This is a genomic window from Kitasatospora sp. CM 4170 (assembly GCF_032110285.1).
GTDB classification, from domain to species: domain Bacteria; phylum Actinomycetota; class Actinomycetes; order Streptomycetales; family Streptomycetaceae; genus Kitasatospora; species Kitasatospora aburaviensis.
In genome coordinates this window covers 430,941-446,833 of sequence record NZ_CP134877.1, presented here as the reverse complement: position 1 = coordinate 446,833, position 15,893 = coordinate 430,941, and the positions used below count along the sequence as shown (strand labels likewise).

12 protein-coding genes and 3 pseudogenes are annotated in these 15,893 nt (G+C 72.8%); 8 read left to right on the top strand and 7 right to left on the bottom strand.

The window, feature by feature from the left end:
- Positions 1-130 precede the first annotated feature (130 nt).
- Positions 131-2,131 carry an AAA family ATPase gene (locus tag RMN57_RS01895; RefSeq protein WP_313761571.1) on the bottom strand — a complete coding sequence of 667 codons (2,001 nt, stop codon included), beginning with the start codon at positions 2,129-2,131 and terminating at the stop codon, positions 131-133.
- Between the two features lie 850 nt (positions 2,132-2,981).
- Between RMN57_RS01895 and RMN57_RS01890 the strand changes: the two genes are divergently transcribed.
- Together RMN57_RS01890 and RMN57_RS01885 are read left to right on the top strand one after the other, a co-directional pair.
- A complete protein-coding gene (locus tag RMN57_RS01890) occupies positions 2,982-3,614 on the top strand; it encodes a hypothetical protein (RefSeq protein ID WP_313761570.1) in 633 nt (210 codons plus the stop codon).
- Positions 3,615-3,822: 208 nt separating this feature from the next.
- A complete protein-coding gene (locus RMN57_RS01885) occupies positions 3,823-4,146 on the top strand; it encodes a plasmid stabilization protein (RefSeq protein WP_313761569.1) in 324 nt (107 codons plus the stop codon).
- Positions 4,147-4,345: 199 nt separating this feature from the next.
- Here the strand turns inward: RMN57_RS01885 and RMN57_RS01880 are convergent, their stop codons facing one another.
- From RMN57_RS01880 to RMN57_RS01870, 3 genes are all read right to left on the bottom strand, one after another.
- On the bottom strand, positions 4,346-4,876 hold the full coding sequence (locus RMN57_RS01880; protein ID WP_313761568.1) for a hypothetical protein: 531 nt from the start codon (positions 4,874-4,876) through the stop codon (positions 4,346-4,348).
- A gap of 306 nt (positions 4,877-5,182) precedes the next feature.
- Entirely contained in the window at positions 5,183-6,340 is a 1,158-nt protein-coding gene (locus RMN57_RS01875) for a tryptophan 7-halogenase (RefSeq protein ID WP_313761567.1), read from the bottom strand.
- Between the two features lie 160 nt (positions 6,341-6,500).
- The gene (locus RMN57_RS01870; protein WP_313761566.1) at positions 6,501-8,135 is read right to left on the bottom strand and encodes a LodA/GoxA family CTQ-dependent oxidase; all 1,635 of its coding nucleotides are present in this window, start codon (positions 8,133-8,135) and stop codon (positions 6,501-6,503) included.
- A 476-nt stretch (positions 8,136-8,611) separates the two neighbouring features.
- On the opposite strand from RMN57_RS01870, the pseudogene RMN57_RS01865 reads away from it, so the two are divergent.
- Together RMN57_RS01865 and RMN57_RS01860 are read left to right on the top strand one after the other, a co-directional pair.
- Positions 8,612-8,878: pseudogene (locus tag RMN57_RS01865) on the top strand (muconolactone Delta-isomerase family protein); the annotation flags it as partial.
- A 69-nt stretch (positions 8,879-8,947) separates the two neighbouring features.
- Positions 8,948-9,301, top strand: a pseudogene (locus RMN57_RS01860) (SgcJ/EcaC family oxidoreductase); the annotation flags it as partial.
- A gap of 621 nt (positions 9,302-9,922) precedes the next feature.
- On the opposite strand, the gene RMN57_RS01855 reads toward RMN57_RS01860, so the two are convergent.
- On the bottom strand, positions 9,923-11,023 hold the full coding sequence (locus tag RMN57_RS01855; protein ID WP_313761565.1) for a DUF5937 family protein: 1,101 nt from the start codon (positions 11,021-11,023) through the stop codon (positions 9,923-9,925).
- Positions 11,024-11,151: 128 nt separating this feature from the next.
- Between RMN57_RS01855 and RMN57_RS01850 the strand changes: the two genes are divergently transcribed.
- Both RMN57_RS01850 and RMN57_RS01845 read left to right on the top strand, forming a co-directional pair.
- A complete protein-coding gene (locus RMN57_RS01850) occupies positions 11,152-11,622 on the top strand; it encodes a YbaK/EbsC family protein (RefSeq protein ID WP_313761564.1) in 471 nt (156 codons plus the stop codon).
- Between the two features lie 97 nt (positions 11,623-11,719).
- Positions 11,720-12,355, top strand: coding sequence for a LysE family translocator (locus tag RMN57_RS01845; RefSeq protein ID WP_313761563.1), 636 nt, complete (start codon positions 11,720-11,722; stop codon positions 12,353-12,355).
- A gap of 188 nt (positions 12,356-12,543) precedes the next feature.
- On the opposite strand, the pseudogene RMN57_RS01840 reads toward RMN57_RS01845, so the two are convergent.
- Positions 12,544-13,101: pseudogene (locus tag RMN57_RS01840) on the bottom strand (Tn3 family transposase); the annotation flags it as partial.
- A 14-nt stretch (positions 13,102-13,115) separates the two neighbouring features.
- Between RMN57_RS01840 and RMN57_RS01835 the strand changes: the two are divergent.
- Positions 13,116-13,367: a DUF4158 domain-containing protein gene (locus tag RMN57_RS01835; protein ID WP_313767689.1), complete on the top strand. Its 252-nt coding sequence runs from the start codon at positions 13,116-13,118 to the stop codon at positions 13,365-13,367.
- Here the strand turns inward: RMN57_RS01835 and RMN57_RS01830 are convergent.
- On the bottom strand, positions 13,364-14,974 hold the full coding sequence (locus RMN57_RS01830; protein ID WP_313761562.1) for a CocE/NonD family hydrolase: 1,611 nt from the start codon (positions 14,972-14,974) through the stop codon (positions 13,364-13,366). The genes RMN57_RS01835 and RMN57_RS01830 overlap by 4 nt on opposite strands.
- A gap of 160 nt (positions 14,975-15,134) precedes the next feature.
- Here RMN57_RS01830 and RMN57_RS01825 point away from each other — a divergent pair, with 160 nt between their 5' ends.
- Positions 15,135-15,884: a TetR/AcrR family transcriptional regulator gene (locus RMN57_RS01825; protein ID WP_313761561.1), complete on the top strand. Its 750-nt coding sequence runs from the start codon at positions 15,135-15,137 to the stop codon at positions 15,882-15,884.
- Positions 15,885-15,893: the final 9 nt, after the last annotated feature.

Here is a 15,893-nt window from a genome sequence, read left to right as displayed (position 1 = left end):
AGGCCCGACCGGGGCGAGGACTGTCCACCCCTGTCCACGGCCGTCCACTCGCGCCGCAAACCGCGCCGCCGCGTGGGCCGCACCGCCGCGTGGCCCACGCCGCGCCCGCCCCGGAGGCGGGCGCGCGTCCTCAGCGGGTGCCGTGCAGCTCCTGCTCCCACAACGCTTCGCAGAGCAGGTCCAGGCCCTGCCGCAGGTGACGCCGGTAGGTGCCGTACGGGAGGTTCAGGCGGCGGGCCGCGGCCTCCTGGGTGGGTGCACCGGAGAAGTACCCCGCCGTCACGGCGTCGCGGGCCCGGACACCGCGCGGGTCGCGGCCGAGGTCGTCCACGCTCCGGCGCAGCAGGTCGCGCAGCTCCTCGACGGGCTCGTCGAAGTCGGCCGCCAGGCGGACGCGCATCAGGGCGCAGGCCGCGAAGGCGCCCGGATCGCGCCAGTGCGCCAGCGCCTCGCGCACGGCCTGGTCGAACGCGCCGCGCGAGACACCCGACGGTCCGGCCTGCACGGGCACGGAGGTGGACGCCATCATGTGCCGCAGCCAGGTCTCGACGGGCACCTGCCGCCAGTCCACGCCGAACACGCCGTACGTGTGCTCGCCGACCCGCGGGCGGGCGCCGGTGTCGGTGAGGCTGCCCTTGACGCGCGCGGCCCACGCCTCGGCGTCCCGCCAGACGGCGAAGCCGAAGGCACGGCCGCGGGCGCGGGCGGACTCCGCCTGGGCGCGGGAACTGCTCAGGTCGATGACGCGCGAGGGTATCTGGTACCGCTCGGGGTAGACCGTGAAGCGGCTGACGCCGATGTGTTCGCCGGGGCGCACCGGCGCGGTGGCTTCGGTGTACGCCCAGGCGGCCGCCACGACCGGATCGGTGGCCAGGTCCTCCGGGTCGGCGGGGGCGGGCAGTGCCAGGCGGGCCGTGAACGCCACGATCCGGCCCGTGCTCACCAGGCGGTAGACGCTGAAGGCCTGCGGCTGGCGCTCCGCCCAGTAGCGGACCACCTCCGCGGAGGCCGGCCCCTCGGTCTCCGTGGCCATGCGCAGCACGACGTCGAGGTCGTCCGGGGTGAGGGGCCGGTCGTGCACCTCGTCCTCGCGGGACCAGGTGCGCAGGCGGGCCACGATCTCGCCCTCGCGGAAGAGGTAGAGGAGTTCGTCGGTGACGGTCCAGACCCGCTCCTCGGGTGCCTCGCGCAGCAGGCGCAGGTACTCCTCTGCGAGTCGGTGACGCATCGTCACGAAGGCGTTGGGGGCCCGCCAGCGCAGGTCGGCGGCCAGCGTCTCGCGCGCGGCGTCGTGCGGGTGGAGGCCCCGGTGGGTGGACTCCATGAAGGGCAGGTCCCTGAGCCAGGCGAAGAGCGGGTGGGCGTCCTCCTCGGGCAGGACGGCGGCGAGCACCTCCTCCGAGGTCGAGTAGGCCTGGGCCGCCACCTCCAGGGCGCGGCGGTGGGCCGGCGTCGGCACCTCGCCGATCAAGCCCGACAGCAAGGTGCGCAGGACGTCGGCCGAGGGCGCCCAGACGTCCTCCCGGTTCCAGTCGGCCGTCCTCGCGGCGGCCGCGAGGGAGAGGGCCAGCGGGTTGCCGCCGGCGAAGCGCAGGACCCGCTCCCGGAGCTGCGGGACGACCTGCGCCGTCGTCAGCAGGCTCCGGGCCTGCTCCTCCGAGAGCGGCCCGAGTTCGCGGACGGACAGTAGCCCGGCCCAGGCCGGGTCGGCGGTCCACTGCGGCTGCGGTGCGAGGCGGCCGGCCAGGACCACCAGGCTGTCGTCGGCGGCGCGGGGCAGGAACCGCTGCCACAGCCAGCTCTCCAGCCACTGGCAGTGCTCGAAGGAGTCGACCAGCAGGACCGTCCCGGGCACGTCCAGGAACGGGGCGGCGGTCCGTTCGAAGTCGGCCGGGTCCCGGCTCACGAAGCGGCCGTCCAGTTCCAGGAGCAGCCGTCCCGTCGCCCGGGCGTCGTCCGCCAGGCGGCGCAGCAGCGTCGACTTGCCGATGCCGCCCGGCCCGAACACGTAGAACGCGAACGGCGCCTGTGGATCACCGGCCAGCGCCTGCGCGAACTGCCCGAGCTCCTCGTCCCGGCCGATGAAGGCCTGGACGCGTGCGCTGCTCAGTCTCTCCCGGACGGACGCCATGACGGCTCCTCTCCCCATCTCGCGGTACCGGACCGGCCCTGAGGTCCGGAGGTCTCTGCAGCGCTCCTGCGGTGGCGGGCGCCGGGGTCGGCTCGAAGCCGCTCGGTGCCGAGCCACTCCCCGGTCACGCACGCCTTCCGGGCCACCTGAGGAGCCCCGCGTTCCGGTTTGACGCCGACCTGGTCCTTCGGCGTTGTCCCGTGGAGCTCCGGAGGGCGGTCTTCCGCTTCCTCGGGCGGGCGGCTGACGTACGGATCGGCCATGGCCGGGGCGGACCTCTCGGGGAACGGGCCCACCGGGGCGGCAGGGTGACGGGGTGGCGGGGTGACGGGGTGGCGGGGCTTCGGTGCCGGTGGGCGGTGGGCGGTGGGCGGTGGGCGGTGGGCGGTGATGAACGGGGGCGGTGCCCGGTCGGGTGCGGCCTCGGCGATGCGGATCCGCCTGTTGGCCGGAGGAGCCGCCGCCGACGGCCGAGGAGGTCCACCGCCAGGACGGCCCGGCGCCGACCCGCCCGCGGAAGTTGTCGTGGGCACTATAACTGACCCCCCGTCGACACCGTCCCCGGCCGATCCGGCTCCCGGCCGGCCCGCCGGGACCGGTCCTCGGGCGGTGGGCGCGCACAACACCTGCGCCAGGCTCGGCAGGAGGCGGCGTCGATCGGCTGACATGAACCGGAGGAACCGCGCACCGGCGTGTAGACGGCCGTCGGCGGAATGATCAATCCGGGACGGAGCATCGGGCTGACGGCCAACCGTGCGTGCTAGAACCTTCGACGGCAGTGAACGCTCACCCGCGACCACCGCCGTCAGCACCGTGCATCCATCGGCAACTCCCCACCCGAAGGAGACCCATGTCCGTCGCACGAACCGCACGAACCGCACGAACCGTCCGATCCGCGCTGCTCGCGGCCCTCGCCGCGCTGGCGCTGCTGCTCTCCGGTGCGGCCGCCACCACACCCGCCTCCGCCGCCACGACCACCACAACCACCACGACCGGTCTGGACGGCGTGTGGGCCTGTGACGTTCCGGCCGGCTACGTCTACGACCAGGTGTCGATGAACCGCACCTGCAGCGGCGGCGGCACCTGGAACTCGCCGCAGTTCCACCTGCGCACGCCCGTCGACGGGCTGACCGCGTGTGTCAGCTCGCCGGCCTTCGTCTACGACTCCATCTCCTGGGGCTACGCGTGCAGCCAGCAGTCCGGCGTGATCTCCAACGCCTACCACCTGCGCACCCCGTACGACGGCCTCACCGCCTGTGTGGGCACCCCGGCCTTCACCTATGACTACGTCGGCCGCAGCACCTCCTGCAACATATCGCCCGGAAGCGGCATCCCCTCCACCACCTTCCACCTCCGCACGCCGGTCAACGGCATGTGGGCGTGCGACGTCCCCCGCGGCTGGACCTACAGCGCCACCACCTCGAACCTGGACTGCGCCAGCATCCAGGGGGTGCCGACCACCAAGTTCCGCCTGGTCGGCTGAGTCCGAGCAGAACCCGTGGAACGGGCGGGCGACCCGGCGAGCGGCCGGGTCGCCCGCCCGCGGCCGTAGCCCTTCGCCGCCCTGTGGTTGAGCGGCTGCAGGGCGGGCAGGCGCGGGGCGGGGCGGCGGCGGCCGGGCGCGCGCGAGGCGTCGGAACCGGGGTTCCGGGTAGACGCTGCGCTGCATCCCGACCGGGTGAGGAGGAACCATGCCTGCCGGTTCGAGCAAGAAGCGCGAGCGCCAGTACGAGCACATCAAGGAGAGCGCGAAGGACCGCGGCGAGAGCGAGCAGCGCGCCGAGGAGATCGCCGCACGCACCGTGAACAAGGAACGAGCCCGGCACGGCGAGTCGAAGACCGCCAGCCGTTCCTCGATCCACGACATGTCGTCCGCGCGGCGCGGTGGTCTGCGTTCGCACACGGGCTCGCAGGGCCCGACGTACGACCAGCTGTACAACGAGGCGAAGCAGCGCAACATCCACGGCCGTTCGAAGATGAACAAGAAGCAGCTCGCCAACGCCCTGGGCCACTGACCGGCAGCCCCCACGAGCACGTGCGCGCGGGGGCCGGCGGGCGGGCACAGGCTGGTGCTGATGCCGTCCGTGTTCGGTTGGCCGGGCCCGGGGATCGGCAGCGCCCGCCCCCAGCGGCCCGCCGCTGCGCGGCCGGCGCCATGTCCGGGTACACGTTCGTCGCGATCCCGGCCTCGGCCGGTCCGGACCGACTGACCTGTCAGGCGGGTCGGCGGCGCCGGTAGTAGGCCCAGGCCAGGACCAGCACGATCGGCCCCCACAGCATCGCCGGTGTGATGCACACCCGGGCCAAGGCCATCCACCATCCGTTGCTGAATCCCGTCTCGGGCAGGATGCCCGCCCAGGCGAGCGGGTAGAGGTCGAACATCGCCACCAGCGCCAGGCTGCCCAAGGCCGCCGGGACCACCGCAGCGAGTGGCGCCACCCGCCTGCCGCCGAGGAGTGGCACCCGGCGCGGAACCACCTCGCCCCATCCGCTGACCAGGCCGGTGGTGAGCAGGGCCAGCAACTCGGTGAGCACACTGAGCCCGACGACGTAGAACGGAGTCCACCAAGGAGCGACCGGTGCCGCCGGGTCGACCATGCCCATCCGGAAGTCGGCGGCGAACGGCAGTCGCCACAGGCAGTGCGGCAGCACGACGAACGGGAGGGCTCTGGCGAGCCGGAGGGCCCAGACGGGGACGGGGCGCTCGGTGTCGCCGAGCGGGAAGATGGGACGTGTGGTCGGCATGACCCCACCCTCGCCGAACGCCGACGGCACTGCGTCGGCCACACGCACGATCGCGATCCCCCGCGAGAGCCACGCCTCGATCGTCCTGACGGCCGACCGGCGGCAGGAGCCAGTCAGCCGGCTCGGAAGTCAGTCACGGGACGGCCCTTGGCTTGATCTTCGACCTGTCGCGTCGAACGGCCTGCCGAACGCGATCACTCGTTCTGGTAACTGCCGTGCAGGGAAGCGGTTTCCGTCCGATCCTGTGCTGCGGCCAGCCTGTCGCTGCAGGACGGTGTCGCCGCCGAGCGGTGAACGCGACCGGCGCTACGGCGTGCCGGCCACCGGCAGTTCGGCGGTCGCCGTCTCCGCACCCCGGTGCCGGCGGCGCCAGAACACGGTGTCCCAGCGCGTCTCGCGTCCGTACACCGCGGCCCGGGTGCGGACGTATTCGGCGTGGACGGCCGCGATGCGCCGGGCGTAGGCCGGCAGGGCGTCGGGGTCGCCCGCCCGGTCGGCCAGGATCGCGCGCGCCGCGACGAGACCGGTGGCCAGGGCGGTGACGATGCCCCGCGCGGCCAGAGGGTCGGTCGCGGTGGCGGCGTCGCCGACCGCCAGCCAGCCCGGGGCGCCGGCGGGCGGCGCGGTGCAGGCCGAGCCGGCGGCCAGGACCCGCAGGTACGGCGGCGGGCCCTGGTGGTGGGCGATGCGGTCCCGGAGGTGACCGGCCCGCCGGGCCCGGGTCCACCACACCACCGGATCGAGCAGCCGCAGGCCGGGGAGCAGGTCGGCGTCCGTGACCGCCATGACGACCCGTCCGCCGTCGGGCAGCGGGGCGGTGTACCACCAGCCCCAGCGCGTGGACTGCACCAGCGAGGTCCGCTCCGGCTCGCCGGGTCGCCGCTGCGGGGCCAGCAGCCCGGCGACCGCGATCAGGCGGTCGGACCGGGTGGGCGTGGCGCCGATCCGGCGGGCCAGCCGCGCCGACCGGCCCGTGGCGTCGACGACGCGGCCGGCGCGCAACACGGCGCCCTCGGCGGTGAGCACATGCCAGTGGTCCGCCTCCCAGCGGGCGTCGCGGACGCGGCCGACGTGCCGGTCGGCGCCGTCGGCGAGGGCCGTGCTCAGGAGCGCGGCGTCGAAGCGGGCCCGGTCCAGGTGCCAGCCCGCGCCGTACGGCCCGAGGCGGTGGTCCACTGCCGTGAGCGCGTCCCCGCCCCAGGCGGCGAGGTTGCCGTCGCAGGGCGCGTGGCCGTCGGCGGCGAGGCGGTCGAGCACTCCCAGCCGTTCGAGCAGCGGGCGGGCGGTGGGGGCCAGGCTCTCACCGACGCGCCAGCCGGGCGAGGCGTCCGGGGCGACGAGGACGACGTGCGCCCCGGCCCGGGCGAGCGCCGACGCGGCCGCGCACCCGGCGGGGCCGCTCCCGGCGACGAGGACGTCGCACCGTCGGGTCCACGCGCCGTCGGCCGACCGGTCGCTCGTCATCGCACCGCCCCGGTTTCGGTGCGGTCGGTGTCGGTCCGGTCCGCGCCGTTGGGGCTCGCGCCGGTGAGGTCCGCTCCGTTGGGGTTCGCGTCGTTCCGGTCCGCTCCGTTCGGGCCCGCGCTGCTCGGGCCTGCGCCGGTGAGGTCCACGTCGGTCCGACCTACGGCGGATCGGGGGAGGACCGCTCGGTCTCGACCAGGACCTCGCCGCCGTCGGGAGCGGTCCGGGCGACGATGAACCCCAGCGTCCCCCAGTGCGAGACCATCTCGTTCATGCCCTTGACCGAGCCGCCGCCGTCGGCGATACCGCGGTCCCACTCCCGGAACGCGTCGGCCGACACCTGGAGCAGCGCGTCGTGCTCCGGCTCGGGCAGGACTTCGTCGGGCCGGGCGGCCGGCCACCAGTGCGTGTTGCACAGGAAGAAGTCGGCCTGCCACGGGACGGCCATGTACTTGCTGATGTCCCCGGCCGCCAGCCCGGTACGCAACCGGAAGGGCGCGGCCCAGGTCGCCGGTTCGGCGGCGATGTACGTCATCTCGATGCCCGGGAAGAACCCGCCGCCGTTGGCCGCCTCCAGCGCCGCCCGGACCAGGGCGTGCGGCTGGTCCTGCGGCGTGAGATCGGCGAAGGGGACCGGGGTGGGCGCAGCGGTCCCGTCGGGCAGGAAGTCGCCCGCCGCCCAGCGCCGCATCCGCTCGTACTGGCCGGGCAGCAACGCCAGCCAGGTCCCCGGCCGACCGTCCTGCGAATCGCCGTCGTCCCCCGCGAGGAGGGGCATGAAGCCGTCGTTGGCCTGGCTGACGTCCGTCCCCCCGGGCGCGCGGAGCCTGCGGAACACGGCCTGGCGGAAGGGGGCGTCGGCGGCGGCGTTCGAGGACAGCCGGGCCAGGCGTCCGGGGGACAGGAAGTTGTGCGCGGCATCGCCGTGCCGTCTGCGGGCGACCTCGTTCACCCAGGCCAGGCCGATCGGCCTGGCGAGCAGCGGGTATATGTCGCGGGTGAAGGAGACCTCCGGCGGCGTCGGCAGCCCGAGCGACGTGCGGGCGACCTCCAGCGCGACGTCGTACAGGGTGATCAGGCTCGGCGTGTACGGGGCGAAGTCGGGCGGGGTGACCAGGCACCAGGCCGGGGTCACCGGCACCTCGCGGCCCTGGGGGCCGCCCAGCCGCACCGTCGCGGTGACCGGGCCGTCGGAGGTGTCGTCGAACCAGGAGTCGTTGTTGGCGAAGTGACGGACCGGGTGGGCGGGTTCGACCGAGCCCGACCTCCCGAAGCCGCCGAGGACGAGCAGCCGCCCGGCCTCGTCGGTGCGCAGCTCACCCAGCGGCACCGGGGTGCCGAGGAAGGTACCGGTGTCGAAGCGGGCACCCGTGCCGTCGGCGGACGGGCCGGCCACGCTGCGCGGGCCGGGCCGGACGACCAGCCGCGCCCGGGCGACGGGATCGGCCGGATCGACCTGCCGGTTGCGGCGGGCCGAGTCCGCGGTGGACGTGTGGAACCGCCCGGCGAACGCGAACCACGCCCCCTTGGCGTTCGCCAGTTCCGCGGTCCAGGTGATCTGCGCGTCGGCCGAGGTGAGCTCGCCCAGGACACGGCCGGCGCCGTCGTAGGCGTACACCCGGAACCGGGCGGCCTGGCGCTTCACGCGTCCGGAGGCGTCCTTGAACCCGCCGTCGGGCCGGGGCGGGATGCCGGGGGCCTCGGGGCCGACGAAGAAGCCGTCGGGGCTGTTGCCCAGGCGGGCGATGCCGATGGTCGGATGGATCTCGCAGTGGACGACGTCTTCGGGATTCATGGTCGCTCCCGGTCGGGTGGGTCGACGTCGGCGGGCCGGCCGATGGGGCGTCTCGCAAGGCCCACTTCCCAGGCTTCCACACGGCCCGGACGGCCGCCACACGAGTCCCGTGACCACGAAGAGTAGTGGAACGGGCCTGCCGCACACCCATGGTGACGACCCCGCAGGCCCCCGGCCTGACGCGCACAACGCGTAACCGACCCGGCGGGCCCGGCCGACGGTCCTCGGGCTGTGCTCGGCCCGGCGCCGGCCGCATGCTCGGCCGGCCTGATCGTCGACGGTAGGATCCGCGCCGCCTTACCGCGCCGGATAACGGTGAGCCCTTGACGTGCCGTCACCTACGGGGGAGCGTGATGCAGAACTGCCCGAAGCCTCCGGGCTGGTAGCAGGCGTTCGGCGTCGTCCTGGTGTCGCTCCCGCTTCCGGCGCGCCCGGGCCCCGATACTCCGAGGCACCGGCACACGAGAGGGCGTTCCATGGAGTTCCTGGTCGACATGGTGACCACCGTTCCCGACGGCACGTCCGACGAGGCGGTGGCGGAGATCCGGGCGCGGGAGGCGGCCCGAGCGCGAGAACTGGCCGCTGGGGGAAGCCTGCTGCGCCTGTGGCGGCCGCCCCTCGAACCCGGACAGTGGCGCACCTGGGGGCTGTTCCGTGCAGCCGACGAGGAGCGGCTGGAGGAGGTGCTGGCGTCGATGCCGCTGCGGGTGTGGCGGCGCGACACGGTGACCCCGCTGTCCCCCCACCCCAACGATCCCGGTGCTGCCGCGGCCACGGGCGGCGACCCGGCCACTGCCGGGGACCGGGCGCGGGACGAGGAGGAACTGCGCGCGGTGATCGACCGCTGGAAGGCCGCAGTCGACGCGCACGAGCCCGAACGGGTCGCCGCCTGCTTCACGCAGGACGCGCTGTTCCAGGGCCTGCACCCGTACAGCGTCGGACGGCAGGGCGTGGCCGACTACTACCGGGCCCAGCCGCTCGGGATGGCGGCCGCCTATCGGGTGCTGGAGGTCCGGCGGCCCGGCCCCGACCTGCTGTCCGGCTACCTGGGCGTGGACTTCTCGTTCGTCGACCGGCCGACCCTGGCCGTCCACCTCGGCGTCCAGCTGCGGCGGACGGGCGACGGGTGGCTCATCGACCACTACCAGGTGTCGGCCCTGCCGTAACGGCGCGCAAGGTCGTCGTGACGCCGTCGGCAGACTGCGGTCGGGGCCCGGGGTCAGGCCTGCGCAGGCGTTCGAGTCCACGGACCAGGAGCGCCCTTGGCGCGCTGCCGGATTCGACAGCCCGGTCGGACGATTCCGGACATGGTTCCGATCAGGCCCTTTGAAGGTGTCCCGGGTGCCGGGTCGAACGATATTCGGTCTAGCTTTGGGGTCCCCGCCGGCGCTCGGAAGCCGGGTGCGGACACGACTGGACAGTGTCGGCCACTGCCGTGCCTGGACCCGTCGAACCCCCCTGCCTCGACCGGGTCCTCGATCCCGGCCTCGTCCAGGACGACGTTCTGCCGGGCGGTGGACTGCTGGTCGGTCGAGACCCGCTTGTAGACCAGGTTCGCCACCGAGGGGCCCCTTCCGCACGGATGATCGGACCCTATCTGTCGTCAAACCCTGTCTGTCGTCAAACCCTGTCAGCAATCACCATCGGATCTGATTGGATTCGCGGCGCCGCGAACCCCCGGATTGCGGGGGTTCATTGGACGCGTCGACCGCCTGTCGTCAAACGATCGCTTGCCGACACAGGTCTTGCTTCTGGCGATGCCCGCGGGGGCCTGCAACAGCGTTCGCTCAGGCCTCGGGCCTGGGGGCGAGGGTGATGAGGGCGGTGGCAATCTGGTCGAGGCGGGCGGGGGCGAGGGCGTAGAGAACGTAGTAGCCCTCGCGCTGGGTGGTGGTGAGTCCTGCCTGGGTGAGCTGATGGAGGTGGCGGGAGGTCACGGAGGGGGACAGGCCGAGGAGGGTGGCGAGTTCCTGTGTGGTGCGGCTCTGGGCGGCGAGGTGGGTGACGATCTGCAGGCGTGGGGCGGCGGCCAGGGCCCGGAGCACGGTGAGGGTGTCTTTCTGACTGGTGGGGCGGGCGGTCGAGGCGGGCGCGAGGGGCAGAGCGGGGTAGGTGATCCGCATGGGCCAGGGGGCGTCGCAGGTGACGCGGACGTGGGGCCAGACGTAGTGGCTGGCGGTGAACGTCACGGGGTGTTCATGGGTGACGGTGACGTCGTGGTCGTGCGGACGGTCGAGCCGCAGGGTCCGCCGGCCGGGGTCCACGCGGATCTGGGGAGCGAGGGTGCGGAGCATCGGGAACAGGCCCTGGTGGGCGATCCGGGCGCCTGAGCGGGCGATCGACTCGTACAAGGAGGGCTCGATGCGCTCCCACTCCTGGGCGAAGCCGGCGTCCCAGTAGTCCTCGAGCACGGTGAGTGCGTCGTCGAGGACGGGTCGGGGGTCGGTGAGGATGCCCTCCAGCCGTGCCGCCCGGCCGGGGTCGCTGTCCCGGTACTCGGTGAGTACCGCGTCGCGGGCGGCGGGGTCGTCGACGAGGTCGTCTCCGGTGTGGCGGGTGGTGTCGACGAGCGTTCTGGCGAGTTCGGCGGCCAGCAGAGCGGGCGGCAGGTCCCGTACGGCCGCGAGCTGGTCCGCGAAGTCGGCGTCGTGATCACCGGTGCGGCTTTCAAAGAGGGCGGGGATGTGGTCGGCCACGACGAAGTCGTGCTCGCGCATGCGCCGGCGCAGGGCGGTTGGCAGGCGGCGGCACCGCCGGACCCAGGGGACGTGCAGGGCGTGGTGGCCGGGGTCGGTGAGGACGTGCCAAGAGTGGACGGCTTCGAGTAGGGGTGAGACGGAGAAGGCGATGTCCTCCTCGGCCGTCTCGGCGAAGCGCAGGGTGATCACGATTGCAGGATTTCACAATCAGTTGATCGGAACCCGCTGCGTCGATCAGGCTCAGGAGCAGACCGCGCGCCGTCCGGCCGCAGGTCGACTCCCGTCCGTTTCGAGCCGAAGGCTGCAGGTGTCCCTCCATGAGTACGCCCGAAGCGCCCTGGCAAGCCGTGCTGGACGCGGATGGCTGCCCGTACACCGTCCACCAGCATGCCGCCGCGCACAGTGTCGCCGAGCGCCAGGCCTTGCCTTTCCCCTGGTCGCAGGCGGTGAAGACGCTCGCCTTCACCACTCCGGACGTCCCGCTGTTGCTCGTGGCGCTGCGGGCGGAGGACCGGGTGGACTTCGCCCGTCTGGCGGCCGTCCTGGGCACCAGCCGTTCCCGGCTGCGCACGGCGGACGCCGGCCTGCTCGCCGCGGAGGGCCTGGTGCCCGGGGGCGTGCCGCCGGTCAGCCACCGGCCCGGGGTGCCGTGCCTGGTCGATGCCACGGTCGCCGAACCGGACCGGCCCGTCTACTGCGGCGCCGGATCAGCCGACCGCACCCTCCAGATCGACTCCGCCGTCCTGGCCCGCCTCCCCCGCGCCCAGGTGGCCGCCCTCTCCCGGTAGCCATCCCGCCTGCGCGCCAGGCCCGCCCCCTCGTCACAGCTCGCACCTCGCGCAGCCCTTCACCGGCTGCGCGGCACAGATCAGGAAGTCCCGGCACATGGTGAGTACCGAAAGCCTTCTGGCGTTTGCCGCGATGTCCCTCGTTGTGATCGCGATTCCCGGCCCGAGCGTCCTGTTCATCGTCGGCCGCGCCCTCGCCCACGGTCGCGGCACCGCGCTCGCCACCGTCCTGGGCAACCTCCTGGGCTCCTACGCCCTCGTCCTCGCCGTCGCCCTCGGCGTCGGCGCCCTTGTCCAGAGCTCGACCACCGTGTTCACCGCCGTAAAGCTGGCCGGCGCCGTCTACCTCGTCTACCTTGGCGTCCAGGCGTACCGCCGGCGTGGTCGGCTGCGCGCCGACCTGACGACCGGGGAGGGCGAACGGCGCGGTGATCTGCGCACCGTCCTGGACGGCCTGCTGGTGGGCGCCACGAACCCCAAGGGCCTGGTCTTCTTCGCCGCGGTTCTGCCGCAGTTCGTGAACCACGACGCGGGGAACATCCCGCTGCAGATGATGGTCCTTGGCCTGATCCCGGCCGGGATCGGCCTGGTCTGCGACACCGTCTGGGGCCTGGGCGCCTCGGCGGCCCGAACCTGGTTCGCCGGCTCCGACCGGCGCCTGTCGATGATCGGCGGCGCGGGCGGCATCGCGCTGATCGGCCTCGGGCTCATCGTCGCCACCACCCGCCGCTGACCCCTCCCGAACCAGCGCAGCCGTGGGCCGCGCGGCGCTTGCTCGCTAGCCCGCATCAACGAGATCGACCCCTACGGCTGCCTCGGCGGACGCCTGAGCTGACTCCCACTGCAACGCCCATCCAGCGCGTCCGGCGGGGCGGGCGCGCTGGCACCGCCACAGCCGCCTGTCAGTCTCCGGTGCAGTCGTCTTCCCAGCTCAGGCGCGTCCGGGTCGCGCAGCGGGCGCAGGGCGCCGGCGGCTGGGACCCTGGCAGTGAAGCTGGATCGGCCGAGCAGGTTCAGGTTCTTGTGCTTGAGCGGGGAGAGACGGGCGATGTCCTCGTCGCGGATCTCCTGGCCCTCGGCCTTCAGCTGGTCGACGGCGGCGTCAATGTAGCGGGCGGTTCACAGCACGATGGCGTTGAGAACCAGGCCGAGCGCGCCGAGCTGGTCCTCCATCCCGTCGCGGTACGGCTGGTGGATGGTGCCGCGCTTGCCGTGACACACGTCCCGCGCGAGCTTGTGGCGGGATTCCTGCACGGTGAGCTGCCGGTTCATCTGCCGCCGATAGGTGTCGTCGACCGGGTCGACCACGCGCAGCAGGTGCTCGGTCTTGGCGATCCGCCCGTACTCCGCGAACGCTGCGCCCAGCGAAGTGGGGCGGCCCTCGCGGCCGAACATGCGGAGCAGGTCGTAGGCGCGGACCTGGTTGGTGACCAGGGAACCGGCGACCTTCAGCATGTCCGGCCACTGCATGATCACCTTTTGACGTACCGGGGCTGGAGGCAGCCCGCTCGAAGCGGTCGCCGGCGAACCGGCTTGGCTTCGCGGTGCTGTGGGGCTCGGTGCGGATGCTCGGGGCCTTCCCGACCGACGACCTGGCGGTCGTGCCGGCCGTGGTGGTGCGCTTCGCGGCTGAGCAGCTCGATGTCGAGGAGTTCGAGTGGGTCGGGTACGGGGTGCGGAAGCAGAGCCGCTACGAGCATGCCTGGGAGATCCGGGACGCCGATGAGGAAGGCGGCGATGCCTAGTCAGCTGCGGCCTCGTCTGCGATGGGGAGCACGATCACTGACGGGTGGTGGAGCGAGATCCGAACCGGTGCGAGGCGGGTAGCCGTTGCCGTGGGCTCGCCGGTTCCGGCGTTGCGGGCAAAGCGTGGGTGGGCTCCACCGCTGATCTGCAGGCGGATCCGGTGTCCGGCGGGGAATCGGTAGGCGGTGGAGCTCATGGCCACGGTGACGGTGGCCGGGTCCTCCTCATCGGGCTGGAGCCGTCGAATGCCGTCACAGACGTTGGTGGAACGGTTCCGGGGGTCCACGTCGCAGAGGCGGGCGAACACGTCGGCGTGGCCGGTGTCGGTACTGATCCGCAGGATCGCGCGCACCGGTCCGAGGATGGTGACCGGATCGGGGAGCGGTGCCGTGGTGAAGGTCAGTACGTCCTTGCGTGCCTCCAGAGGGCGGTTGTCTGCCTGTGCAGCCTTCCCGCCGGCCAGGGCACCGCCGAGGGAGGGTGTCGGGTCCGCCGGGTCGTAGCGGAAGGACAGCGGCTCGCTCGTGTCCTCGGGCGCTCGGTGGGTCAGGGCCCCGTCGGTGTCGATGTACCAGCGTCGGCCCCGGAGGACTGGCGGCCAGTCGGGCAGATCCTGCCAGGCTCCTCGGCCGCCGACCTGGACGCGAACCCTTGTCGGCCGCAAGGCGGACAGGTCGTCATACAGGTGGGCCCGCAGCCAGGCGAGGCTTTCGGTGAAGACCTCGGGCCAACCCTGCTGGAGTGCCGACTGATGCGACCAGGGGCCGACGAGCAAGGCTGTATCACAGCCGGCACGCCGCAGTCGCTCGTACTGCTGCAAGGTCTGGTCGAGATTCACGTCGTGCCAGCCGCCTATCAGGGCGGTCGGCACGATTAGGCCGTCGGCGGCGGATCCCACGTCCGCGCCGTCCCAGTGGATATCCCCGGCGTCGGGGTGCGCCATGGCCCCGTCGAGGAACGGCACCGGGCCTCCGAGGGCGGGCCGATATGCCTCGACGAGGGGGAGGTCGGCGGCAGCCCTTCGCAGATGGCGCTGCAGCCGCAGGGTCGCCCGCAGGAAACTCGGTACGCCTTGGTGCTGCGTGGTGAGGCCCATGGCGACGACGAGCGCGTTCTCCAGGGAGAACGTGCCTCCAGCGTGGAAGAAGCCGTGCGGATCGTGCATGCCGATCTGGACCACCATCGCGCGCAGCTCCGGGGGCGGATCCATGGCGAGCGCCCACTGGACGTAGCCGAGGTAGCTGGGGCCGATGGTCCCCAGGACGCCCGAGAACCAGGGTTGCTGGCGCAGCCAGGCGACGGTGGCCCGGCCGTCGGCGGCCTCGTTGCGCCAGAGGTGGAAGTCGCCGCCGGAGCCGCCGGTGCCGCGGCAGCTCTGGAGGACGACGTGGAAGCCCTGCTCGGCGAGGAGCACGCCGTACATCGGCGCCCAGGGGAATCCCCGGCCGTAGGGCGAGCGCACCAGCAGTGTGGGGAAGTCCCCTCCGTCCAGCGGGAAGTAGTGGTCGGTCAGCAGGGGGCTGCCATCTGCGGCGGGTACGACGAGGCCGGGATCGTAGGCGATGTCGTGCAGCTTGGGAGGAAGTCCCCGCATGGACCGCCGCATGGCCCTGGTACTCAGGGGTGGCTTCTTCCCGACTGGGCGGTGCGTGGGCATCGTCACGGTGCCTCGTTTCTGGGATGGCGCAGGCAGTCTCTCGCTTCTCGTACGATGTACGAGAATAGCTCATGCTTGGATTGACCGTCAGAAGGAGGGAGGTGTCACCATGGCCCGCACAGGCTCGGCGACCCCGTCAGGCAGCCGCGTCGGGGTGGATCCGGAGGCGCTCTGGTCGGCGGCCGAACGCCCGCGACGTGGCAGGCCGCCCGCCCACAGTCGCGCCGAGATCACCACGGCCGCCGTCGCCATCGCCGACACCGAAGGACTTGCCGCCGTCACGATGCGTGCGGTCGCGGCCCGGCTCGGCGCCGGAACCATGTCCCTGTACAGCTACGTCCCCAACAAGGAGACGCTGCTGGAGCTGATGATCGACGAAGTGAGCGGCGACCACCGGCTGCCGACCAACCCCACCGGCGACTGGCGCTCAGACCTTCGGCAGATCGCCCATGAGCAACGCGCCATCATGCGGCGCCACCCGTGGCTTCCGGCCGCGCTCCCGGCCCGGCAGACCCTCGGCCCGAACACCCTCGCCGTCCTGGATTACGCGCTCGCCGTGATGACCCCCACCGGCCTGGACGCCCAGGCCCGGCTAGAGACCTTCAGCCTCCTCACCGGGTTCGTGGCCAGCCAAATGTCGTACGAACTCGCCCAAGAGCGCGCGATCGAAGCGGCAGGGCGGACCCCCGGCGAAATCCTCGACGCCCAGACTCGCTACCTCCGCGCCGCAGTCGCTGGCGGCAACTATGCCCATCTCGCCCAAGCCCTGGCCGCAACGGGTGGCGACCAGAGCGCCCAAGCGGTTTTCGATCGCCTCCTCGACCGCGTGATCAACGGGATCGCGCCAGAGTCCGGGTAGTTGATCATT

Excerpts from the sequence above, each read along its gene's own strand:
- RMN57_RS01895 (WP_313761571.1), bottom strand. The coding sequence starts at position 2,131 with ATGGCGTCCGTCCGGGAGAGACTGAGCAGCGCACGCGTCCAGGCCTTC.
- RMN57_RS01890 (WP_313761570.1), top strand. The coding sequence starts at position 2,982 with ATGTCCGTCGCACGAACCGCACGAACCGCACGAACCGTCCGATCCGCG.
- RMN57_RS01885 (WP_313761569.1), top strand. The coding sequence starts at position 3,823 with ATGCCTGCCGGTTCGAGCAAGAAGCGCGAGCGCCAGTACGAGCACATC.
- RMN57_RS01880 (WP_313761568.1), bottom strand. The coding sequence starts at position 4,876 with ATGCCGACCACACGTCCCATCTTCCCGCTCGGCGACACCGAGCGCCCC.
- RMN57_RS01875 (WP_313761567.1), bottom strand. The coding sequence starts at position 6,340 with ATGACGAGCGACCGGTCGGCCGACGGCGCGTGGACCCGACGGTGCGAC.
- RMN57_RS01870 (WP_313761566.1), bottom strand. The coding sequence starts at position 8,135 with ATGAATCCCGAAGACGTCGTCCACTGCGAGATCCATCCGACCATCGGC.
- RMN57_RS01850 (WP_313761564.1), top strand. The coding sequence starts at position 11,152 with ATGAGTACGCCCGAAGCGCCCTGGCAAGCCGTGCTGGACGCGGATGGC.
- RMN57_RS01845 (WP_313761563.1), top strand. The coding sequence starts at position 11,720 with ATGGTGAGTACCGAAAGCCTTCTGGCGTTTGCCGCGATGTCCCTCGTT.
- RMN57_RS01830 (WP_313761562.1), bottom strand. The coding sequence starts at position 14,974 with ATGCGGCGGTCCATGCGGGGACTTCCTCCCAAGCTGCACGACATCGCC.
- RMN57_RS01825 (WP_313761561.1), top strand. The coding sequence starts at position 15,135 with ATGGCCCGCACAGGCTCGGCGACCCCGTCAGGCAGCCGCGTCGGGGTG.